Source organism: Bacillus sp. PK5-006 (genome assembly GCF_054161415.1).
In genome coordinates this window covers 2,592,851-2,615,208 of record NZ_CP096414.1, presented here as the reverse complement: position 1 = coordinate 2,615,208, position 22,358 = coordinate 2,592,851, and the positions used below count along the sequence as shown (strand labels likewise).

At 42.5% G+C, this 22,358-nt stretch carries 18 protein-coding genes and 1 riboswitch; of the genes, 12 read left to right on the top strand and 6 right to left on the bottom strand.

Annotated elements, in window-relative coordinates; translation table 11 throughout:
- Positions 1-5 precede the first annotated feature (5 nt).
- The 3 genes from M1D84_RS13600 (at position 6) to M1D84_RS13590 (ending at position 1,190) form a co-directional block, all read left to right on the top strand.
- Positions 6-563 carry a GNAT family N-acetyltransferase gene (locus M1D84_RS13600; RefSeq protein ID WP_024425088.1) on the top strand — a complete coding sequence of 186 codons (558 nt, stop codon included), beginning with the start codon at positions 6-8 and terminating at the stop codon, positions 561-563.
- Positions 564-625: 62 nt separating this feature from the next.
- The gene (locus M1D84_RS13595) at positions 626-901 is read left to right on the top strand and encodes a hypothetical protein (protein ID WP_024425087.1); all 276 of its coding nucleotides are present in this window, start codon (positions 626-628) and stop codon (positions 899-901) included.
- 31 nt (positions 902-932) lie between these two features.
- A complete protein-coding gene (locus tag M1D84_RS13590; protein ID WP_024425086.1) occupies positions 933-1,190 on the top strand; it encodes a hypothetical protein in 258 nt (85 codons plus the stop codon).
- Here the strand turns inward: M1D84_RS13590 and M1D84_RS13585 are convergent.
- Positions 1,185-1,721 (bottom strand): serine O-acetyltransferase, encoded by a 537-nt coding sequence (locus tag M1D84_RS13585; RefSeq protein ID WP_044334187.1) that lies wholly within the window; start codon positions 1,719-1,721, stop codon positions 1,185-1,187. The two genes, M1D84_RS13590 and M1D84_RS13585, sit on opposite strands and share 6 nt — an antisense overlap.
- A 384-nt stretch (positions 1,722-2,105) precedes the next feature.
- Here M1D84_RS13585 and M1D84_RS13580 point away from each other — a divergent pair, with 384 nt between their 5' ends.
- From M1D84_RS13580 to M1D84_RS13555, 6 genes are read left to right on the top strand one after another with little or no spacing between them, the layout of a single operon-like run.
- Positions 2,106-3,452: an aspartate aminotransferase family protein gene (locus M1D84_RS13580; RefSeq protein WP_024425084.1), complete on the top strand. Its 1,347-nt coding sequence runs from the start codon at positions 2,106-2,108 to the stop codon at positions 3,450-3,452.
- A complete protein-coding gene (locus M1D84_RS13575) occupies positions 3,439-4,935 on the top strand; it encodes a pyridoxal phosphate-dependent decarboxylase family protein (protein WP_332284620.1) in 1,497 nt (498 codons plus the stop codon). The genes M1D84_RS13580 and M1D84_RS13575 overlap by 14 nt, the downstream gene beginning before the upstream one ends.
- Positions 4,932-6,713, top strand: a complete 1,782-nt coding sequence (locus tag M1D84_RS13570) for an IucA/IucC family protein (RefSeq protein WP_332284619.1) — start codon at positions 4,932-4,934, stop codon at positions 6,711-6,713. Before M1D84_RS13575 ends, M1D84_RS13570 begins: the two co-directional genes overlap by 4 nt.
- On the top strand, positions 6,710-7,264 hold the full coding sequence (locus M1D84_RS13565) for a GNAT family N-acetyltransferase (RefSeq protein WP_103132112.1): 555 nt from the start codon (positions 6,710-6,712) through the stop codon (positions 7,262-7,264). Before M1D84_RS13570 ends, M1D84_RS13565 begins: the two co-directional genes overlap by 4 nt.
- Entirely contained in the window at positions 7,239-8,588 is a 1,350-nt protein-coding gene (locus M1D84_RS13560) for a lysine N(6)-hydroxylase/L-ornithine N(5)-oxygenase family protein (RefSeq protein ID WP_332284617.1), read from the top strand. The genes M1D84_RS13565 and M1D84_RS13560 overlap by 26 nt, the downstream gene beginning before the upstream one ends.
- A 13-nt stretch (positions 8,589-8,601) precedes the next feature.
- Entirely contained in the window at positions 8,602-10,416 is a 1,815-nt protein-coding gene (locus M1D84_RS13555) for an IucA/IucC family protein (RefSeq protein ID WP_024425079.1), read from the top strand.
- 43 nt (positions 10,417-10,459) lie between these two features.
- On the opposite strand, the gene M1D84_RS13550 is transcribed toward M1D84_RS13555, so the two are convergent.
- The 4 genes from M1D84_RS13550 to M1D84_RS13535 all read right to left on the bottom strand — a co-directional run bounded on the left by M1D84_RS13550 (position 10,460) and on the right by M1D84_RS13535 (position 17,476).
- Positions 10,460-11,317, bottom strand: a complete 858-nt coding sequence (locus tag M1D84_RS13550; RefSeq protein ID WP_208946575.1) for a GNAT family N-acetyltransferase — start codon at positions 11,315-11,317, stop codon at positions 10,460-10,462.
- 135 nt (positions 11,318-11,452) lie between these two features.
- Complete coding sequence (gene metH / locus M1D84_RS13545; RefSeq protein ID WP_254967642.1) at positions 11,453-14,881, bottom strand: methionine synthase; 3,429 nt, start codon at positions 14,879-14,881, stop codon at positions 11,453-11,455.
- Positions 14,865-16,706 (bottom strand): bifunctional homocysteine S-methyltransferase/methylenetetrahydrofolate reductase, encoded by a 1,842-nt coding sequence (locus M1D84_RS13540; RefSeq protein ID WP_034621789.1) that lies wholly within the window; start codon positions 16,704-16,706, stop codon positions 14,865-14,867. The genes metH and M1D84_RS13540 overlap by 17 nt, the downstream gene beginning before the upstream one ends.
- A 78-nt stretch (positions 16,707-16,784) precedes the next feature.
- A riboswitch (SAM riboswitch) is annotated at positions 16,785-16,903 on the bottom strand.
- Between the two features lie 81 nt (positions 16,904-16,984).
- Positions 16,985-17,476 (bottom strand): YajQ family cyclic di-GMP-binding protein, encoded by a 492-nt coding sequence (locus M1D84_RS13535; RefSeq protein WP_012009527.1) that lies wholly within the window; start codon positions 17,474-17,476, stop codon positions 16,985-16,987.
- A gap of 225 nt (positions 17,477-17,701) precedes the next feature.
- On the opposite strand from M1D84_RS13535, the gene M1D84_RS13530 reads away from it, so the two are divergent.
- The 3 genes from M1D84_RS13530 (at position 17,702) to M1D84_RS13520 (ending at position 21,320) form a co-directional block, all read left to right on the top strand.
- The gene (locus M1D84_RS13530; RefSeq protein WP_025093387.1) at positions 17,702-18,550 is read left to right on the top strand and encodes a CvfB family protein; all 849 of its coding nucleotides are present in this window, start codon (positions 17,702-17,704) and stop codon (positions 18,548-18,550) included.
- Between the two features lie 146 nt (positions 18,551-18,696).
- A complete protein-coding gene (locus M1D84_RS13525) occupies positions 18,697-19,674 on the top strand; it encodes a BMP family lipoprotein (RefSeq protein ID WP_458106301.1) in 978 nt (325 codons plus the stop codon).
- Entirely contained in the window at positions 19,671-21,320 is a 1,650-nt protein-coding gene (locus M1D84_RS13520; protein WP_286099032.1) for a methyl-accepting chemotaxis protein, read from the top strand. The genes M1D84_RS13525 and M1D84_RS13520 overlap by 4 nt, the downstream gene beginning before the upstream one ends.
- Positions 21,321-21,367: 47 nt before the next feature.
- On the opposite strand, the gene M1D84_RS13515 is transcribed toward M1D84_RS13520, so the two are convergent.
- The gene (locus M1D84_RS13515) at positions 21,368-22,219 is read right to left on the bottom strand and encodes a DegV family protein (protein ID WP_024425073.1); all 852 of its coding nucleotides are present in this window, start codon (positions 22,217-22,219) and stop codon (positions 21,368-21,370) included.
- Positions 22,220-22,358: the final 139 nt, after the last annotated feature.

The window sequence follows — 22,358 nt, the reverse complement described above, 5'->3', positions numbered from 1 at the left end:
AACAGATGAAAAGTGAAAAGGAAGAGCTTGTGAACATACGTCCATTAACCGAAACGGACTTAGAGACGGTGTGGCATTTAAAATTTAAAGCATCAGACCAGTCCTATCGGAAATGGAATGCCCCTTATTTTTATGAACACGAAATCCCGCTTGCTGCATTTAAGAAACGTTACTTACAGGAAGAATCCATTCCCCAAAAGCTATATGGCATTGAAATAGATGGTGATATCAAAGGCACCGTATCATATTATTGGGAGAATGAACGTACGAGGTGGCTTGAATGCGGCATTATCATTTATGACTCACGTTTTTGGAGCGGGGGTATTGGGACAAAGGCATTAAATCTATGGATTGATGTGTTATTTACGCATATTGATATCCCTCGAATTGGTTTAACAACTTGGTCAGGGAATGAACGGATGATGCGGTGCGCAGAGAAATGCGGATTTGTCCTTGAGGGGAGACTGAGAAAGGTCCGTTATTATCAAGGAGAGTATTATGACTCTATGCGCTTTGGGATGCTGAGAGAGGAATGGCAAAGCCTCCCGCGCAATATCCTCTGAATCATTATTTTTTAGGACAAAAGTATCATATAATGGAATAAACTGAAGAAGAAGGTTGGCAGATGAATGTGGGCTGGATAACTGGATGGTTTGTTTCTATTTTAGTCGCAATCTATCTATTGATAGATGCACCAAAACATGGGAAAAATAAATGGTTATGGTCTATTTTAGGTCTTTTATTCGGGCTCTTTGCATTTGGGATATACCTCATCAAAACAGGAAGAAAAGGATTGGGCTGGACAGTTCTGATCGTGTCCATCATCATCTATTCTATTGTTATACTAGTCTTTGTCTTTTACTTCCTGTTGCTGATCTTCGGATACTCAAACGCATCATAGAGAGCGCGTATACATAAGGGGGAATTTAAATATGAGATTAACGGGTCTATTCGTTTCACTTGCTGTTGCCATCTATTTATGGTTTGATGCGCCAAAGCACAACAAAGACAAATGGCTGTGGGCCATTTTAGGCGTGCTATTTAGTACCATCGTACTCGGTATTTATTTGATCAAGACAGAGAGGAAGGGGCTGGGCTGGACGATCTTGATTTTAACCATCTTGTTTTATCTCATGCTGCTCATCTCTGTTTTGATCGGTGTTATTCTTTTTTATCAGGCGCCCTCATGAAGAAGGGCCTTTTTCTTTTACCTTTTGAGCCGGTACACCAGCAATGACGATCTGCTCTTCATGAAAGGAACGATTCACTACGGCATTTGCTCCGATTGAAATATGATTTGCAATATAAATGTCTCCAAACAGCTTAGCACCGGGGCCAATCCATACGTGATCTCCAATGGTTGGTACATCCTTTTCGGAATGGTTTTGTCCAATATTCACCCCTTGATGAATATCACAAAATGCCCCAATTTTTGCGTGCTTATTCACAATTAAGAGACCACTATGATTGATTCTAAGGCCGGGGCCAAAGACGCCAATCGGAATATCAAAGCCAAGCTGCATGCCTTTCTTTTTATGTAAATAGCGATAAAACCATTTGCGCAGTAGAGCGCCGCTATTAGAATAGTATTCATATTTTCGCAAATACCTTTGATATTTCCATATATCGTCCCCAAACCACTTTGGTCTTCTGCGCGTAATCGCTAATGCTTTCTTATCCTGCATTAAGTAATGGTGAAGATCGTGCTTTGTAAAAATCATCAAATTCCCCTCCATTCCTTTATGTTTCAGAGAAATTATACCATCCAAACCATTTATATCAAGAAAAAATGGTGTTACTTCTTCAATTTTCTACCTTCATTTCATCCAAATTTCTTCATAAAATGAGCGCTTTGAGTTGAATAGAACAAAAGAACCAGGAAGAATGATTTGTAATTTTTTTCAATATCAAACCGTCTCATGCGTTCCATCCCCTTATGGCAGTAAGGTTTGTAAAAATTACTCGAAAATACTCATTAAAAAGAGAATATTGCATTCATATGCTTTTTGAATCATCTTTTTGAATACAATTGACTTTCCTATCTCACATCCTCTAGGCTAATAAATGAAAATGATAATCTTTATCAATTGGAGGAGTGTTTTATTATGTCCATCAAAACCGTTTCTAAAAATCAGCAATTTTTAGAACAGCAAAGTCAAAGAGAATCTAATGCAAGGTCTTACCCGAGACGGTTCCCATTAGCCATGCAAAAAGCCGAGGGTATGATCGTGACAGATGCAGATGGCAGAGAGTTTTATGACTGTCTGGCAGGCGCAGGAACACTTGCACTTGGTCACAATCATCCGGTTGTTATAGAAGCTATTGAACGTATGCTTCATGAAAAAAGACCATTGCATACGTTGGACATAACCTCAGAAATTAAAGAAGAGTTTGTGAATGAAATTTTTTCTCACCTGCCAGAAGAGTTTGCAAAGAGAGCAAAAATTCAATTTTGTGGACCAACTGGCGGTGATGCCATAGAAGCTGCGATTAAATTAGTCAAGACAGCGACAGGTAATCGTTCCATTCTTTCTTTCCACGGTGCTTATCACGGTGCGACACATGGCACGATGTCATTAAGCGGAAATTTGTCTCCAAAGGAAAGAGTGCAAGGGTTAATTCCAGATGTGCATTTCATGCCTTATCCATATGAATATCGCTGCCCATTTGGCATTGGCGGTAAAGATTCACACCGTATTTCCAGTTCTTATATTGAGCGTGTATTAAATGATCCTGAAAGTGGTATTCTTCCGCCAGCAGGTATGATCTTTGAAGCTGTGCAAGGTGAGGGAGGCTCAATTCCAGCATCTATTGAATGGATAAAAGAAATGAGAAGAATCACAAAAGAAAAAGGCATTCCGCTCATTATCGATGAGGTTCAATCAGGCATTGGCCGAACAGGTAAGATGTTTGCCTTTGAACATGCAGGAATTGTGCCAGACGTTATTGTATTATCTAAAGCCATTGGTGGAAGTCTGCCGCTTTCAGTTGTGATTTATGATCAAGATTTGGATCAATGGAATCCAGGTGCACACATTGGCACATTTAGAGGAAATCAAATGGCGATGGCTGCAGGAACTGCTACGCTTAAATTTATAAAAGAAACCAATCTGCTTGATCATGTAGACCAGTTAGGTAATCGCATGCAGGCTTATTTAAAAGACATTCAAAAAAATGTACCTGCTATCGGTGATGTTCGAGGAAGAGGATTAATGATTGGTGCTGAAATTGTCAATCCAAATGAAAAGCAGGATGTGGATGGAAGTTATCCAGCAAATCCTGAGCTAGCAAGTCTCATTCAAAAGAATTGCTTCGACAAAGGCTTAATTGTAGAGACAGGAGGCCGTTTCGGCAGCGTCATTCGATTCTTACCGCCATTGATCATGACAGAAGAACAGCTTGAACAAGTCATCGCCATTTTCAAAGAGGCCGTTTACGATGCAATCAACTAAAGCTTCTGTGGATTCATTATTTATCAATCAAAGCCAGCTTGGAAGAGAGTCCTTCCGAGCGGCTCTTCATACATCTATCGACAGCTTACTGGATCAGTGGCAAAAAGACCAAGGACCATACAGCGGAATATTGCCTGGGAAATTAGCGGCTAGTGTCGAATCCTTATTTCAGTTTCAACCGTCTGGCGAATCAATGGAATCTGTCTTTCAAGATATAAAGCAGCATCTTTTGCCGCATCTCGTTGATGTATCGCATCCTAAATGCTTGGCACATTTGCATTGCCCGCCGCTCATACCTGCTCTTGCCGCAGAGGTGATGGTAAGCTCCTTTAACCAATCAATGGATTCCTTCGATCAAAGCGGTATTGCATCTTTGGTTGAGGAGGAAATTTTAAAGTGGCTATGTGCGAAGTTTTCTTATGGAAATCTAGCAGATGGGACATTTACGAGCGGTGGCACCCAATCTAACTATATGGGACTGCTTCTTGCAAGAGATGCATTTTGTGAAAACACATGGCAATGGAATGTTCAGCAGAAAGGCTTGCCGAGTGAGGCTCACCGCATGAGAATTCTTTGCTCTAAGAATGCTCACTTCACTGTGAAGAAATCTGCATCACAGATAGGCTTAGGGGAGCAGGCAGTTGTTCTAGTAGAGACAGATGAGCATCACCGCATGGACCTCAACGATTTGAAGAAGAAACTTGTTGAGTTAAAGGAACAGGATCTCCTGCCTTTTGCGGTAGTGGCGACTTGCGGGACAACTGATTTTGGCAGTATTGACCAGGTTCGAGATGTGTATGACATCGTCAAGCCATACGGTCTATGGATTCACGCAGATGCTGCTTACGGAGGTGCGCTTATATTAAGCGAAACCTACGGGTGTAAATTAGACGGTATTGAGCTTGCTGATTCAATCACGATCGACTTCCACAAACAATTTTATCAGCCGATCTCCTGCGGGGCATTTTTGCTGAAGGATAAAAGACATTTTGGTTTGATCAATTATCATGCAGATTATCTTAACCCAAAGGAAGATGAACTGGATGGAATTCTACATCTCGTCAATAAATCTGTCCAAACGACGCGCCGGTTCGACGCACTGAAATTGCTTCTTTCTCTTCGTCTGATTGGAGAGGAGGGGTTTGGTGACATCATTGACCATACCATTGATTTTGCGAAGGATGTGGCAGCACTTATCGAGAGAAATGATCACCTTGAAGTGATCAATCCTGAGCCAGAAATCAATGCAGTTGTGTTTCGATTTAAGGATGACCAACGAACGGATGACATCAATAAAATCATTCATCGAACGTTATTCAAATCAGGAACTGCTGTCATTGCGAAAACAGTGGTGGATGGTCAAACATGCTTAAAATTCACTTTGTTAAATCCGAGAACGACAATTACACATATTGAGGAAATCCTTTCTGACATCGTTGATATCGGGATCGCTCATATTCAATCCGGGAGGGTACTACGTTGAGTCAATATAAACAAATGGCTGAAAATGCAACTATGCAAAGCTTTTTAAACTGTTTTTTACGTGAAACAGGAATCGATCGATCTGCAAAAAAAGAGACGAAAGCAGATGGATCGCTTGTATTCGTGGCAAAACTAGCAAAGCAAGACCTTGAGCTTGTGATTCCGATCCGATATTTTTCATCTGTAGGCCGCCATCTCTTTGATTTTCCGATTCGCTTTCGTCCAAGTGGCAGCGAAAAAGAGGGAACGGTCGTCGATTACACGACACTTGTTGCTTTATGTTCAAAGGAGCTTCTCATTGCATATGGCCGTACAGATGCAGAGGATGAATTCATGCTTCGCATCATTTTAAGCTGCCGAAATATTGAACGATTCTTAAAGGAGAGAGAAAGTGATCAAGCTGCTTTATCTCAAGCTGATTTTGAGTACATCGAGGCTGAGCAGTCACTTCTCCTTGGACATTTAACACATCCTACACCAAAAAGCAGACAAGGGATGACAGAAGAAGAGGAAGCCGTCTATTCTCCTGAGCTGAAAGGAGCTTTCCAGCTTCATTACTTTAAAGCGCACCATTCGATTGTGCTTCAGGATTCGTCTATTTCACAATCTGCGGCAAGCCTCATGTTAGAAGAGCTTTCGCGTCAGGTGCCAGAAGAAACAGAGAGGCTGAATAGGTTAACAGAAAACGGAGAATATGTGCTCATTCCGATTCATCCGCTGCAAGTCAAAGTGGTCATGGAGAAGGCATTCGTGAAGCGTTATATAGTGGAGGGGAAACTGACTTATTTAGGACCGCTCGGGTCTGAATACACAGCGACCTCATCCTTTAGAACGGTCTATCAAAAAGATTCTGCTTACATGCTCAAATTCTCTGTTCCTGTGAAAATTACAAACTCGTTACGCATCAATAAACAAAAGGAACTGGATCGAGGAGTAGAGATGTCCCGCATCTTAAAAACAGAATTAGGCGTTTCTTTATATGAAAAATTCTCTGGATTCCGGGTCATTGAAGATCCTGCATATCTCTCTATTCGAGGAGATGAAGCGGAATCTGGCTTTGAAGTGGTTATTCGTCAAAATCCATTCTTGCATCGTGAAAAAGGCGCAAGCTTAATTGCTGGGCTGTGTCAGGATCATGCGTATGGAGGAAAATCGAGATTAGCAGGAATTATTCATAAACTTGCAGGCGCAGAAGGCAGGTCAACAGAAGCGGTCAGCCAAGATTGGTTTAAACAATATTTGACTATTTCGTTAAAGCCGATGCTCTGGCTGTTTGAAACGTATGGTCTTGCACTCGAGGCCCATCAGCAAAATGCTGTTGTGCAAATGAAGGATGGTTATCCAGAGACCTTCTATTACCGTGACAACCAAGGCTACTATTATAGTGAATCGAAAAAGGATAAGCTCGCGAATCTAGTTCAAAACTTGAGCGTGAGAAGTGAAACCATTTGTGCAGATGATGTAGCCGTTGAGAGACTTCGTTATTATTTCTTCTTTAATCATCTATTTGGTCTCATTAATGGCTTTGGCACGGAAGGCCTTGCAAAGGAAGAAGACTTGCTGGCACTTGTGAGAGATACATTGCTCGCTCATGAGGAGACGTACGGAGCATCTGATCTGACTAACAGCCTTCTCCGCTCAAAAGAACTTCCTTCAAAAGCGAATTTGCTGACACGATTTGAAGATATGGATGAGCTGACCGGATCTCTGGAAACACAATCTCGTTACACGGCTGTCTTGAATCCGCTCTTTTTACATAAGGAGGCGTTGATTGGATGAGGCATCGTATTAGGTTTATTCGCGCTGAATATGAAAGAGACGTCCAGCTTGTCCATAAGTGGATGCAAGAAGAGTATGTTCACCCATTTTGGCATTTGAATATTCCGTTTTCTGATTTTGAAAAGCATTTTTATCAGGCGATACATGATCCGCATCAAACCCTTTATTTAGGCACGATTGATGGGACACCAATGAGTTATTTTGAGGCTTATAACGTCAAAGGGGATATCATTGAATCCTACTATGAGCCTTCTCCGCATGATCAAGGCATCCACCTGTTAATAGGGGAGCCGGATTATGTGGGGAAAGGATTTGCTGCGCCGCTCCTTAAGGCAATGACAGCATTTCAATTTGAGCAGAACAAACGAACAGAAAAAATCGTCGCTGAGCCGGATATTCGCAATGAAAAAATGATTCATGTATTTGAAAAATGCGGCTTCGAACGTGTAAAACCAGTCACATTACCCGATAAAACAGGTCTTTTGATGTTTTGTGATCGAGAACGATTCGAAAGGAAGTATAACCATGACGCGGTTCAACAAGCAAAATAATATAGTGGATGTAATTGGGATCGGCATTGGCCCGTTTAACCTGGGGCTTGCCGCATTATCTGAAGAGGTAAATGAAATCGACGCTTTGTTTTTTGAAAGAAGTGAAGCCTTTCACTGGCACCCAGGGATGCTCATTGAAGGGACGACACTGCAAGTCCCATTTTTAGCGGACCTTGTCAGCATGGCAGATGTGAAAAGCAAATATAGCTTTCTCAACTATTTGCAGGAACAAAACCGTTTGTATTCATTTTATTTTCTAGAGGACTTCCATATCCCGCGCAAGGAATACAGTCATTATTGCCGCTGGGTCGCTGACCAGTTAGATTCCTGCCGATTTGGCATGAACGTCGAATCTGTCTCACTGATTGAAAAGGCAGGGGAAAAGCGCTATGAAGTGCATGTCCGTCATGTAAAGGACCAAACTGTAGAGGTGTTTGAAAGCAAACATCTCGTCTTAGGAATTGGCACGCAGCCGGCGATACCCGCATCGCTCCAGCCAGCTTTAGGAGAGAAGGTTTTTCACTCAGCTGACTATTTAAAACGAAAAAAAGAAGGCTGTTTCAAAGGGAAATCTGTAACAGTTATCGGCTCTGGTCAAAGTGCGGCAGAAGTGTTTTATGACATTTTATCAGATGATGAGGCAAAGGATATTCACTGGTTCACACGGTCAAAAGGATTTTTCCCAATGGAATATTCAAACCTTGGACTTGAGTATTTCTCCCCTGACTATATTGATTTCTTTTATGAGCTTCCGCAAGCCAAAAAGGATGCGTTATTAAAACAGCAAGACCTGCTGTATAAAGGTATCAGTTCGGCGATGATTCGTGATATTTATCATTTGCTTTATGAACGTTCCGCCTGTGGAAAGCAGCTGAACACAGTGCTTCAAGCCATGACAGAGGTTAACTTGATTGAGGAAACAGCGGGCGGGGTATCACTTTCATGCACGCAATGGGTCAAGGAAGAATCCTTTACACATGAGACGGATATTGTCGTATTGGCGACTGGCTATCAATCCGTTCTGCCGCCATTTATCAACCCTATTTCTCATCACATTCAATGGGATGATCAAGGGAGATTCCAAGTTGAACGTGAATATCGTTTGAAAACAAATACGATGGGTGAAAATGATATTTTTGTACAAAATGCAGAGCTTCATACACATGGGGTCGGCGCACCAGATTTGGGACTGGGGGCTTATCGAAACAGTGTGATCATCAATGAACTTGCTCGTCAAACTGTGTATCCACTTTATCAAAAGTACGTTTTCCAGACATTTGGTACACACAAGAACGCACACACATTTGAAGAAATCAAAGGATAAGGAGGATGAAGCGATGAGTGTACAAGATGAATTGAAAAAAGCGGTGAATCCTGCTGCTTGGAAAAAGGCAAACCAGCGAATGGTGGCTAAAATGCTGTCTGAATATATGTATGAGGACATGCTTCATCCTGTAGAGCTGGATTGTAAGGATGGCATCGCGCAGTATGAATTAATCATTCACGAACATAAGAAATATCGTTATCTGGCAAAACCTCGGTTGTTTGATAGTTTTGATACAATCGCTGAATCAATTGAGTACTGTCAAGATGGAAAATGGTCAAAGGATGTCAGTGCTATTGTGTTTTTACTAGACATTCAGCCGATCATTCCAATGTCTTCTGACACAACAGGCCATCTTATCAAAGAGCTTCACCATACTTTGTTAGCCGATGTCCATTTGCTGTCGAAAAAAGCACTTCGTGCGGATGAACTGACAGATACGGATTATGCATGGATTGAAGGAGAAATGACAGGCCATCCTTGGATTGTGTATAACAAAGGACGTATAGGATTCAGCTACGATGATTACTTAGCCTATGCACCAGAACGGCAGGAATGTGTGCAGCTGTCTTGGATTGCTGTACATAGAGAGCTTGCGACATTCCATGCAGTCGATCATGAAAACTATGAGCAGGTGATCGCCAAAGAATTAGATGAAGTCACGATTCGTCAATTTCAGCGTGTGCTAAAGGATGAAGGACTGAATGCAGCTGACTATTATATGATGCCTGTTCATCAGTGGCAGTGGACGCATATGATTATTCAGCATTTCCCTGAAGATTTGGCCTTGCGCCGGATTGTGTATTTGGGAGAGGGGCTGGATCAATATATCCCGCAGCAGTCGATCAGAACCTTTACAAATATCTCAAATAAAGACAAGCATCATATTAAACTGCCAATGAGTATTTTAAATACGCTCGTGTACCGTGGACTCCCATCAGAACGTACGGTCATTGCCCCGCGCATTACAGCGCATATTAAAGGGATTGCCGATCAAGACTCATTTTTATCTGATGTGTGCCGCGTCATTTTACCAGGTGAAAATGCAAGTATCAATGTCGATCATCCATACTACAGCAAACTGCCTGGTGCGCCGTATCAATATCTTGAGATGCTCGGTGTCATTTTTAGAGAAAGCATTTATACGTACTTAGAAGAAGGGGAGAGCCCTGTTACACTTGCGGCACTTACTTACGAGGATCATGAAGGTGAGCCGTATATCAAGCAGCTGATTGAAAAATCAGGTCTCTCAGCAAAAGAATGGATGGCGAAGTTCTTCCATGTCGTGATGCCGCCGCTGCTGCACTTTATGTATCAATACGGCACAGTCTTTTCACCGCATGGGCAAAATACAATTCTTGTGTTAAAAAATCATCAGCCGCATCGTTTGGCGATCAAAGATTTCGTTGATGATGTGAATATAAGTGACCAGCCGCTGCCTGAATTAGCTTCACTAGAAGAAGATTTAAAAGAAGTGCTGCGCAGTGAGCCGCCAGAAGGTCTGGTGCAATTTATCTTTACAGGATTATTTATTTGCAATCTGCGTTATGTATCCAACGTATTAGACAATCACAATCTGTTAGATGAAACGACTCTTTGGCGTTTGCTTGCGGAAGAAATTCAGCAGTATCAAAAGCAATTTCCGCAGCTAAAAGACCGTTTTGAATTATTTGATCTATTCCAGCCGAAGCTGACAAAGCTTTGCTTAAATCGTAATCGAATGATTGATTATGGCTATGGAGATGGTGATGACCGCCCGCATGCATCAGAGCATGGGAAGGTCACAAATGCACTCGCTCATGTTCTTTCGTCAGTTGGGGAGAAGTAATAGAAAAGCTGTAGACATTAAGTGTCTACAGCTTGTTTGTTTTTTAAGAAAATGCTTGAGAGGCAAGAAAATAGAAAAGGGCGGGATCATTTAGTTTTTCTTTCCCGCGAATCATCATAAAATGGGCTACGTTTGTTTTCGTAAATCCTGCTTCAACAAGTGTTTCATGCAGGCGTTCAGCAGTTTCTTCCTGCATATCTAAACGAATTGCCCCTGAATAAGACGAGATGAGTGATTGGATGAGCGAGAGAGCGGTTTGTTCATCGTTTGCTGTAAGCGGTCCAATCATTAGATTAGCAGGGGTTTCGATGCCAAATGCAAAGCCAGTTGTTTCATGATGCTCATTCTTTGCGATCAGCCGGAACAATGCTCGTTCCATTCGCTTTCTTATAAAGCTTGATCGATTGGTGCCTGCACCTTTTTCGTCAAGTGCTTCAATAGACGGAAGGTCCGCTTCATCAGCAGGAGAAAGGTGAATCCCGCCTGACACACGAAAAGCCGATGGATTCGTGGTCTGTGCTTTGTATGTATGAATATAGCCGGCCGTTTGAAATCCGATTTTTTCGTAAACGGGCTGTCCTTGTACAGTAGCAGTTAAAACGACAGGAACACTTTGATCGCTCCGGCGAAGCAGGGTGTCAATCATTTTCCGCGCAAGGCCTAAGCCGCGATGCGTCTCAGATACAATAACGGCACCAATTGATGCTGCTTTATCATATTGGAAAAGTCCCGCACATGAGATCACTTGTCCATCTGTTGTTGAAAAACCTGTAAAATATCCGTTTGTTAAAAGAGATGTAAGCTCATCCTCATTGTAATCAGGCCAGTCGACCTCTTTTGACAATGCGATAAGATCGGGTATGTCATCAAGTGTTAAAGTTCGTTGTACAACGTTTTCCAATACAATGCAACTCCTTCTTAGCTGATTTCATCTATATGTATCGTACCATATGAAGGCATAAGAAAAAGGAAAAGGAAGATCCTTTTCCTCTCAGCGTGTATCAAAAAAGAACCCCCAATGACGGAGGTTCTAGTCTTAATGAACATTAAAATATCGAGCTTCAGGGTGGGAAACGACGATCGCAGAAACAGATGCTTCAGGTTCCATCATGAATCCTTCTGTCAGATGGATGCCGATTTTTTCAGGCTGAAGCAGCTTGAACAGCTTTTCCTGGTCCTCAAGATTTGGACACGCTGGATAACCAAAGGAATAGCGCTGTCCTTGATATTTCGCTTGGAATCGCTTTTCCATTGTAAAATCGACTGGGTCAGGGAATCCCCATTTGTCACGAATCACTTGGTGGGTTCTTTCAGCTAATCCTTCTGCAAGCTCAAGTGCCAGAGCTTGGACAGCATGCATTTTTAAATAATCTCCTTCCTGCTTAAATTGCTGCGCGACTTCACGTATACGCGCGCCGGCTGTGACGGCGAATAAGGCAATATAATCTTTCTTGTTTTCATCACTTTTCCGTACATAATCAGAAATAGAGCGGTACGGGAGCTTCTCCTGCCTTGGAAATTGGAACGTTTCAATGATGCGGTCAGGTTCTTCGGGATCATAAATATGCAAATCATTTCCGTCTGAACTGGCAGGGAAGAATTGATACACAAATGCTGGCGCAAACCAGTTTTTCTCTCTGCCTTCGTTTAGAAGAGCTGTGACAAGCTGTTTTAATTCCAATGCTTTTGGGTGCTTTTCAGCTAATAAGGTTTTGACCTTTCCCTTTAAACCGAGATGATGACCAATGAGCATTTGTTCATTCACATATGGCATAATATGATGCAAATCGATGTCTCTCACATAATGGCGTATGGTATTTTCTGGTGTAAATACCGGTGCCTGCGGGAGAGATGCGCGTTTTTCTAGTAATTCAATGACAGCTTTCGGCTGCTTTCCTTCTTTCTCCTTGATAGGTGCCGCTGGCTCTTCTGGCGGCTTTGTTTGAAATTGCAGTGGATTTGCTTTTAACTCATTGGCTAATGACAGTCCGTCCATAGCATCTTTTGCATAAAGAACAGGCCCATCATAATGAGGCGAAATTTTCATTTTTGTAAATTTACGAGAAAGGGCAGCACCGCCGACCAAAATAGGAACAGAAATGTTTGCTTTTTGTAAATCCTGAGCGGTTAGTACCATTTGCTGTGCGGACTTTACAAGTAAGCCTGATAATCCAATCATATCTGGTTTTTCCTTTTGCACAGCTTCAATCAATGTTTGAGGTGTCACCTTGATACCGAGGTCGACCACTTGAAAGCCATTATTGCTCAAAATGATGTCGACAAGGTTTTTCCCGATATCATGGACGTCTCCTTTTACAGTCGCAAGAAGAATCTTTCCTTTCCCGCTTGCATGCTGCTTTTCCATATATTGCTCAAGAAACGAAACAGATGCTTTCATGACCTCTGCCGATTGGAGCACTTCGGCTACGATCAGTTCGTTTTGATTAAAAAGACGACCAACTTCAGCCATGCCCTGCATTAACGGGCCATTGATGATATGAAGCGGCGATTCATAATGCTCCAAAGCAAGGGCTAGATCATCGATGAGACCTTCTTTCGTTCCCTCGACGACGTAGAGTGCCAGCCTTTCATCAAGTGATAAGGAGACCTTTGGTTTTTTCTCCGTTTTCTTTTTGCCGCGGTAAAATTGGGTGAATTCAGCTAGTGTTTGATCATTTGTTTCATAAAGCAAGGTTTCAGCTAGTTTGATTTCTTCCTTTGGAATGGAAGCGAAGCGTTCAAGCTTTTCTGTATTGACAATGGCATAGTCAAGCCCTGCTTGCACGCAGTGATACAAATAGACGGCATTTAAGATTTCTCTGCCAACAGGCGGAAGTCCGAAAGATACGTTGCTAATGCCTAAAATGGTGAGGCACTCGGGCAGGGTTTCCTTGATCATTTTAATGCCTTTGATCGTTTCTTCAGCGGCGCCAATATATTGCTCGTCTCCAGTGCCTACGGGAAAGACAAGCGGATCAAAAATGATATCACTTGCGGGAATTCCATATTTCTTCGTTAGCAAATCGTGAGAACGTACAGCAATTTCAAGCTTTCGTTCTGCTGTCACGGCCATTCCTATTTCATCAATCGTGCCAACAACAAGTGCACCGCCATATAGCTTCACAAGAGGAAGAATCTCTTCAAAGCGTTCCTCGCCATCCTCAAGGTTGATGGAATTGATGATGGCTTTCCCTTGAGAATAGGTGAGTGCCTTTTCAATCACGTGTTTATCCGTTGAATCAATGACAAAAGGAGCTTTCACCTTTTTCATGGCTTCTTGTAAAAAGCCTTCCATGTCTGCTGCCTCATCACGGTCTGGGTCGGCGAGACACACATCAACGACGTGAGCGCCATTTTTCACTTGAGCACGAGCAATTTCTGCTGCTTCTTCAAACTTTTGTTCCGCAATGAGCCGTTTGAATTTGCGAGAACCAATGACATTGGTCCGTTCGCCTACAAAAAGAGGACGCATCGAATCCTCATAAATAAGGGGCTCAATTCCTGATACGGTATGCTGCGGTGATTCGCAATTGATACGACGCGGCTGAAGCGTGCGTACTTCATCTGACAATGCTTGAATATGCGCAGGTGTAGTCCCGCAGCAGCCGCCGACGATATTTAACCAGCCTTCCTTTGCAAAGGCGGCGATTTTCTTAGCAAGAGAGGCAGGGGATTCATGATATTGGCCTTCTTCATCTGGGAGACCAGCATTCGGATAGCAGCTCACCGCTGACTTTGCGATGGAGGAGAGCGTGCGGATATGGTCTGTCATAAATTCTGGACCAGTCGCACAGTTAAGGCCCACACTGATGGGTTTCATATGCTCAAGAGAGATATAAAAGGCTTCAATATCCTGACCAGCAAGGGTGGTGCCCATCGGTTCAATTGTTCCTGATACCATGAGTGGTAATTGAATGCCCGTCTGCTGAAAGGCTTCCTGAATCCCTTTGAATCCAGCTTTTACATTCAGCATATCTTGGCTTGTTTCTAAAAGAAGGGCATCACATTTTCCGTCAATCAGAGCGCGGGCCTGCTCTTCATAGTTTCTGACGAGCTCACTGAAGGTTGTGCCGCCTGTCACAGATAATGTTTTCGTTGTCGGGCCCATTGCGCCTACAACAAAACGAGGCTGCTCCGGTGTAGAGAAACGATCTGCTTCAGCCTTAGCAAGCTGCGCAGCTCGAACATTGAGTTCATAGGCAAGATGGCCAAGCCCATATTCATCAAGGACGAGCTCTGTCGCGCCGAACGTATTTGTTTCAATGAGGTCAGCATTTGCTTCGAGGTACTCCCTATGGATCTTAGAGATGATGTGAGGGGCTGTCACATTCAAATACTCGTTACAGCCCTCATACTCTTCTCCGCCAAAGTCCTCTGCTGTCAGGTTGGCGTTTTGAATCATTGTGCCCATTGCCCCATCAAGGACGAGGATGCGTTTTTTGAGCTGTTCAGTGATAGTTGACATGGACGTTAGACTCCTTTTCTTTCTGATGGATGTAGGTGGTCAGTTCTGCTGTTAAATCTGATCGAAGGAAAGGAGTAATTAAATAAATGCCATTAAACAATTCGCAGGCTGTATCTAATAAAGAGCGGGCAATCGCTAAGCCTTCTGCTCGCTGCTTTTCTTTATCCTCGCCAGCTTTGGCCATAATGTCACGAATAGAATCAGATAATTTGATGCCTGGAATTTCGTGATGAATAAACTCGGCGTTTCGGCTGCTTGTTAACGGCATAATGCCGATGTAAATCGGTTTATCCAAGTGGCGGCTTTCCTCATGAATTTTCACAAGCTGTTCCTCAGAATAAACAGGCTGTGAAATAAAATAATCAGCCCCGTATTCGATTTTTTTCTCAAGACGTTTGACTGCTTTATCAATATGACGCACATTTGGGTTAAACGCGCCAGCCACTGAAAAATTGGTCTTTTTGCCAAGGGGTTTTCCTGAGAAAGAAAGGCCTTCATTAAATTGTTTGATGAGACGAATCAAATCAAAGGAGGTTAAATCATAGACAGATGTTGCACCTGGGAAGTCTCCAATTTTAGATGGATCGCCTGTGATCGCTAAAATATCGGTTAATCCAAGGGTGTCGAGCCCCATTAAATGAGATTGAAGGCCAATCAAATTACGGTCGCGGCATGTGATATGAACAAGAGAACGCATATCGAGCTGCTGCTTTAATAATGCGCCGCAAGCGACATTGCTAATGCGCGGAGTCGCAAGAGAATTATCGGCTAACGTCAATGCATCAATGCCAGCATCCTTTAATTCATTTGCAGCAACGAGAAATTTTTCGAAGTTCAGCTTCTTCGGCGGATCAAGCTCTACGATAATCGATCGTTTTTTCACAGCCAGCTCATCAAGACCTGGCTCAGTGCGCTGATCTTGGATGGAAATGATTTCTTCTTTTAACACCTTCACTTCTTTTTCAGTGATCGGTGCTAAATCTTTGACCGCTTCAGCCATTGCGCTAATATGCTGAGGTGTTGTTCCGCAGCAGCCTCCGATAATACGTGCGCCCTGATTTCTAAATTCAAGTGCACTTTTTCGGAAATAATCGTTATCGGTATCATAGACGAGTCTGCCTGCTTCAAGAGAGGGGAGACTGCTGTTAGGATAGACAGATAAGTGCGAATTTTCCAAAAGTGGAACGCCTTCTAGTGCCTGAATCATGTGATAAGGGCCCAGCCGGCAGTTGATGCCGACAACATCTGCACCAAGAGATGATAACTCAGATAAACCATCCTTCAGCGGGGTACCATCCTGCAAAACGCCTTGTTCATGCATAGAGACGTTCATGACAATCGGAAGAGTCGTTTCTTTGCGGGCAATTTGGAGAACAGCCTTTGCTTCTTCTATGTCATAATACGTTTCAAGCAACAATCCGTCAGGTTCTTCATTTAATAGGATGTACAGCTGCTCTCTAAAGCTTCGTTTGATTTCTTCTATAGAGTAGGCATTTTTGTTAAACGTCCGAATGCCGCCAATTGTTCCGAGTACATAAGCAGAGCCTGCGGCTGCTTTTGCAATTTGTACCGCTTTTGTATTGATGCGTTTCGTTTCTTCCTCTAAGCCGTAGCGGGATAGTTTAATATAATTCGCACCATATGTGTTCGTTTGGATGATGTCAGCGCCTGCCTGCACATATGCTTCGTGCACGCGTTTCACTTCATCCTCTTTCGATAAATTTAATTCTTCAAAGCAGCGGTCAATGCCGTAAGAGTATAAAAGTGTTCCCATCGCTCCGTCAGCTATCAGTACGCGGTTTTGTAAGTCTTGTAATAGGCCCATTGTATTCCTCCTTATTTCTATGTAACAAAAAAAGCCTTCTGATAAGAAGAAGACTTTTTGGCTGTATCGTAATTCTTCTCCTTATCTTCCAAGCAGTTGCTTGCTGGATTTAGCACCTTGGTCATAGAAAATAGATTTCTACTACACCGGTTGCTGAGGCTTCACAGGGCCAGTCCCTCTGCCTCTCTTGATAAGAAAGCAATATGAACATGTCAATGAATTGAACTTCCATCAACTGTAACGAAAAATGCAGAAATAATCAATGGAAAATTTGAAATTTATCGAAAATTTATAAATTGGACATCAATCGGCAAATCAGCCTTGCGCATAAGAGAAATCACCTCTTGTAAATCATCTTTATTTTTCCCTGTCACACGCACTTGGTCATCCTGAAATTGTGATTTCACTTTGATGCCAGACTGCTTGATAAGCGCGTTAATCTTTTTGGCGTTGTCTTGATCAATCCCGCTGATGAGCTTCGCACGCTGGCGCACTGTACCGCCTAGGGCATGCTCAGTTTTTCCATAATCGATATTTTTAGTTGGAACATTTCGTTTGATCAGTTTTGTCACAAGCACATCTTTTAGCTGCTCAAGTTTGAAGTCATCATCAGAGATGAGAACGAGCTCTTCTTTTTCGAGAGAAATATCACTTTTACTTCCTTTAAAATCATAACGGTTTTTAATTTCTTTCAGTGCTGCTTGAACAGCGTTTTGCACTTCAGGCAGTTCAACCTTCGATACAATGTCAAATGAGCTTTCTTTTGCCATCACACATGACCTCCAAGTTTAGATATTGCGTCTATTTTATCATGCAAATAGCAGAAGAAGAAAACTTTATCAAAGAGTACAGCCGCCAGCCGTATAAATCGTGTCCAATTTGTCCACTTTAGCTAACAGAACTAGAGATGTTCATGCGGGGAGAAGTATAGTAGAATAGAGTGAATCAAAAGATGAACGAACGCTCTTTTATGGGCAGATAGGAAGGAAGAGAACATGAGACCAGGTGAGCAACTGACCTTGCAAATAGAGAATGAAATGGAATACGGCTACTTTTTGACAGACGGTGAAGATTCGGTCCTCTTACACCGCAGTGAAATGACAGAAGATATTGGTGACCGAGATGAAGTAGAGGTCTACTTATATGTAGATCATGAAGAAAGACTCGCTGCCACGATGAAAATACCTACAATTAACGCACATACATACGGCTGGGTAGAAGTCGTGGACGTGGTAGAAGACATGGGCGCATTTGTCGATGTTGGGCTGTCAAAGGATGCACTTGTTGCAACAGAACATCTCCCGCCTTTTGAGGAAGCATGGCCGAAAAAAGGAGACAAACTCTACTGTATGCTGAAAGTCACGAGCTACGGCAGAATGTTCGCAAAACCAGCCACAGAAGACGTGATCAGTGAATTGTTCACTGAGGCACCAGAAACCTTAATGAACAAAGAAATCACTGGAACCATTTATCGTTTAATTGCAACAGGTTCCTTTATGCTGACAGATACAGGCGTGCGAGGGTTTATTCACCGCACGGAACGAAAGGAAGAGCCAAGATTAGGATCGACCGTTACAGGACGCGTCATTGCAGTGAAAGAGGATGGAACCGTAAACGTTTCTCTGCTTCCTAGAAAACAGGATGCATTATCTGTCGATGCAGAAGAAATTTTAACCTATATGAGAACAAGAAACGGTGCCATGCCTTATGGAGACAAAAGTGATCCAGAGGATATCCGCGAAAGATTTCAAATGAGTAAGGCAGCCTTTAAACGAGCACTAGGTCATCTCATGAAAAATGATCTAGTTTACCAAAAAGAAGGCTGGACATACGAGAAAAAGTGAGCATTTGCTCACTTTTTTATTTTTGTCTTAAATAATGGATTTTTTCTATGAAAAAAGTCATGAAAAACCTTCACTATATCATTGAAACAACGCCCCTCAAATCCGATAAAAAAGGAGTAAGGATGATAAAAGGAGTGTGTTTTTGGATGAAAGTGAAAATATCATTACTTCTGATGGCAGCCATGCTTATGGTGCTCGCCGCATGCGGTAATCAACAGGAAGGGGCGCCAAAATCAACTGCGAAGCATATTGGCGTTATGCTCACAGATGACGGTCTTGGTGATCAATCATTTAACGATTCATCATTTAAAGGATTAGAAAAAGCACGTGATGAGCTTGGCATTGAATTTGATTATAGAGAAATTGCAGAAACTGATACATATGAAAAAGGGCTGACAGAGCTCGTAAAAGAAGGCAATGACCTCATCATCGGTGTAGGCTTCAGTATGCAAGAAGACCTAGAAAAAGTCGCGAAGAAATATCCGAAGAAGCAGTTCCTGCTTATTGATGCCGTATCTGAGCTGAAAAATGTGACCTCTGTGACGTTTAAAGAAGAGCAAGGCAGCTATTTAGCGGGAGCACTTGCTGCAATGACAACGAAAAGCGATGTCATTGGATTTGTTGGCGGTGTTGACGCAGATGTCATCCATCGTTTTGAAAAAGGATTTCAAAAAGGCGCCAAATCAATCAATCCGAAAATTAAGATCTTATCCACCTATGCCGGTACGTTTAGTGATGCAGGCAAGGGGAGTAAAATAGCCAAAGACATGATCAAAAAGAAAGCAGACGTTCTATATGCCGCAGCCGGCTACTCAGGTGTCGGTGTATTAAAAGAAGCGCAGTCACAGGGTAAATATGCTATTGGTGTAGACAGCGATCAGTACTATACTGCTGAAAAAGCGGTCATTTCGTCTATGGTGAAAAAAGTCGATGAAGTGGTCTATCAATTCAGCGAACAGCTCGTTAAGAACAATCAAATGAAAAGCGGGCATGTTGTCTATGACTTAAGCAATGATGGAATCGATATGGCAAAAATTCGGATCCTGAAAAATGCTGAGACACTGACCAAAAAATTAAATGGTCTGAAGCAGACGCTTCTAAAAGAAGAGGGGGACGCATCATGAGCTTACGCGTCAAAATTTTACTCAACTCACTTATCTCACTTCTTTTAGCAGTAGGCGTTATCGCCTTTATCATTGTCAGCATGACAAAAATCCAATCATCAAATGAGACAGATGTCCAAACCTTATTAAATGTACAAAAAACGAAGGCAGGCTTTGAAAGTGTCGAGCAAGCCATGACCAATTATTCGATGACACTCTCAGATGAACAGCTAGAGATCGTTCAAAACGATATTTCTACAGCAAAAAAACAGCTGCAAACGTTAAACAAACATGCAGGAAATATGAACAAAGAGGCATTAACAAGGTTAAATTCAAAATATGACACGTGGACCAAGGAAGCAAACAATGCCATTGGTGAAAAAAACGCATCGGATGCAAGACGTGTGGCAGCAAGAATTGATGGCGTTTTAAACGATGTGCATACGATGAATAAAAGGGCAGAAGAAGCGTATAAACAAAATCTAGAGGCTGCAGCAGACAATGTCCAATGGATTATCACAAGTGCACTCGTCTCAGCCCTCACACTGATTGTCATTGCCGTCTTTTTGAATATTGGATTAACGCGATCCATCGTGACACCCATTAAATCACTATCCTACAGAGCAAAGCAGATCGCAGAAGGCAATCTTGCTGTGGAGCGGATGGATATTCAGCGCAAGGATGAAATCGGCGGCTTGAATGAATCCTTTAATCAAATGACAGATCAGCTGATTAGTCTGATTAAAGAAATCAGCAATGTCTCAAGCCGAGTAGAGACATTCTCGATCCATCTAGATGATGAAAATAAAAAGATGATGGAGTCTGCAAATCAAGTATCTGTCTCAACAGACGAAATGGCCAATGGGTCACAAGCGATTTCAGAAGATCTCCAGCACGGCGTCAGCTTGATTGAGAAAATGGACCAGCATGGACATAAAAATTCCGAACGCTCACAAACGGTCATCCGCAGTACAGAGGATGCCATCGAAGCCGTAGAAAGCGGAAAGCACACGTTAACAGAAACAAAAAAAGCGATTGAAAAAAATACACATGCGACGAGACAAATCGAAGAGTCAGCAGGAGAATTCACGCAATACGCCAGCGGAATCTCGGCCATGGCCAAAACGGTTTCTGACATTGCGGACCAAACAAACCTGCTTTCCTTAAACGCAGCCATTGAAGCGGCAAGAGCAGGCGAAGCTGGAAAAGGCTTTGCCGTTGTAGCAGATGAAATTCGTAAGCTTGCCGATGAATCGTCTAATGCAACAAGACAAATCTTTGACATGGTCAGTCATATTGAAAGAGGCATTCAATCCATTAGTCAAACTGTTCAAGAAGGGGTCAAGCTTTCACTTCAGCAGCAGGATGCGATGGACAAAACCTCACACTCCTTTGAAGATATAGAAACAAAAGCACAGCATATTAAACAAGAAATGGCGGTCTTAAATGATCAAATTATGCAATCAACAGAACTTGGCGGACAAGTACTGCACTCGATTGAAAATATTAGTGCAGTGGTAGAAGAAACAGCAGCTGGCAGCGAAGAAATTTCTGCCTCGGCCAATGAACAGCTGCAATCGTTCCATCAAATGAACAAACAGGTCGAAGAATTGATGAGTATGACGGCGAGGTTAAATGAAACCGTGCAGCGATTTAAACTTTCATAAGAAAAGCACCCTTCCCGTGTTGTGTCAGGGAAGGGTGCTTTTTATGATCATTTGCCTGTAAAAAAGATCGCAAGCGTGCTAGGTCCTGAATGGGACCCAACAGCGGCGCCGATGATCTGAATATCAATTTCCTTTGGATGAAATTCGGCTTCGATCAGCTGTTTCATGTCTTCCGCCAGTGCAGGATCATCACCATGACTAATACCAACCGTTTGGTTCGACCAATCCGTTCCGCGTTCTTTCATTAGTTCAATAATGCGTTTCAGCAGCTTTTTACGTCCGCGGATTTTTTCGAGCGGGATGAGTTTTCCATCTTCGACATGTAAAATGGGCTTAATGCTTAACAAACCGCCAACAAATGCGGACGCTTTACTGATTCTTCCGCCTCTTGCTAAATACGATAAATCGTCTACAGTAAAAATATGTTGTAAAGATTCACAAAAATGCTTTACAGACGTTTCAATTTCTTGTATTGTATTTCCGTCAATGGCAAGTGATTGAGCGTGTTTGACAGCAAGCCCATAGCCGAGTGAAGCGCATTTAGAATCAATGATTCGTAAATCAAAATCAGGGTATTCTTCCTTCACTTCGTTTGCCATCATCACAGCTGTCTGGTATGTACCTGAAAGCTCTGATGAAAAAGCGACATAGATGGCAGATGTATGGGTTTGAGCGGCGGAAACAAAGGTTTCCTTGATCCGGTTTGGTGAAGCCTGTGACGTTTTTGGACTGGCTCCTTGTCTCATCGCATCAAATACTTGTTTTGGTTCAATGGTGATCAAATCCTCAAATTCCTGCTCGCCAAGTAACACGCGTAGCGGAATGAGCGTTATGTTATGTTCATCATAATAAGAAAGAGGCAGATCAGCAGCACTGTCTGCTATGATATGAACAGTCATATAAATCCCTTCTTTCTAAAAAATAAGCCATATTTTACATCTTTTTAGCCTAACTATATCATAGAAATCATCTTTTCGTGTTCAAATTCTAAATTTTAGGGAAAACCATAGAGAGAATGGTAAGTGGAGGAATGACAAC

What these genes read in the sequence shown, in the direction of transcription:
- M1D84_RS13525 (WP_458106301.1), top strand. Translation starts at nt 18,697, where the DNA reads ATGAAAGTGAAAATATCATTACTTCTGATGGCAGCCATGCTTATGGTG.
- M1D84_RS13555 (WP_024425079.1), top strand. Translation starts at nt 8,602, where the DNA reads ATGAGTGTACAAGATGAATTGAAAAAAGCGGTGAATCCTGCTGCTTGG.
- M1D84_RS13515 (WP_024425073.1), bottom strand. Translation starts at nt 22,219, where the DNA reads ATGACTGTTCATATCATAGCAGACAGTGCTGCTGATCTGCCTCTTTCT.
- M1D84_RS13590 (WP_024425086.1), top strand. Translation starts at nt 933, where the DNA reads ATGAGATTAACGGGTCTATTCGTTTCACTTGCTGTTGCCATCTATTTA.
- M1D84_RS13535 (WP_012009527.1), bottom strand. Translation starts at nt 17,476, where the DNA reads ATGGCAAAAGAAAGCTCATTTGACATTGTATCGAAGGTTGAACTGCCT.
- M1D84_RS13540 (WP_034621789.1), bottom strand. Translation starts at nt 16,706, where the DNA reads ATGGGCCTATTACAAGACTTACAAAACCGCGTACTGATAGCTGACGGA.
- M1D84_RS13600 (WP_024425088.1), top strand. Translation starts at nt 6, where the DNA reads ATGAAAAGTGAAAAGGAAGAGCTTGTGAACATACGTCCATTAACCGAA.
- M1D84_RS13580 (WP_024425084.1), top strand. Translation starts at nt 2,106, where the DNA reads ATGTCCATCAAAACCGTTTCTAAAAATCAGCAATTTTTAGAACAGCAA.
- M1D84_RS13560 (WP_332284617.1), top strand. Translation starts at nt 7,239, where the DNA reads ATGACGCGGTTCAACAAGCAAAATAATATAGTGGATGTAATTGGGATC.
- M1D84_RS13530 (WP_025093387.1), top strand. Translation starts at nt 17,702, where the DNA reads ATGAGACCAGGTGAGCAACTGACCTTGCAAATAGAGAATGAAATGGAA.
- M1D84_RS13585 (WP_044334187.1), bottom strand. Translation starts at nt 1,721, where the DNA reads ATGATTTTTACAAAGCACGATCTTCACCATTACTTAATGCAGGATAAG.
- M1D84_RS13595 (WP_024425087.1), top strand. Translation starts at nt 626, where the DNA reads ATGAATGTGGGCTGGATAACTGGATGGTTTGTTTCTATTTTAGTCGCA.
- metH (WP_254967642.1), bottom strand. Translation starts at nt 14,881, where the DNA reads ATGTCAACTATCACTGAACAGCTCAAAAAACGCATCCTCGTCCTTGAT.
- M1D84_RS13565 (WP_103132112.1), top strand. Translation starts at nt 6,710, where the DNA reads ATGAGGCATCGTATTAGGTTTATTCGCGCTGAATATGAAAGAGACGTC.
- M1D84_RS13520 (WP_286099032.1), top strand. Translation starts at nt 19,671, where the DNA reads ATGAGCTTACGCGTCAAAATTTTACTCAACTCACTTATCTCACTTCTT.
- M1D84_RS13575 (WP_332284620.1), top strand. Translation starts at nt 3,439, where the DNA reads ATGCAATCAACTAAAGCTTCTGTGGATTCATTATTTATCAATCAAAGC.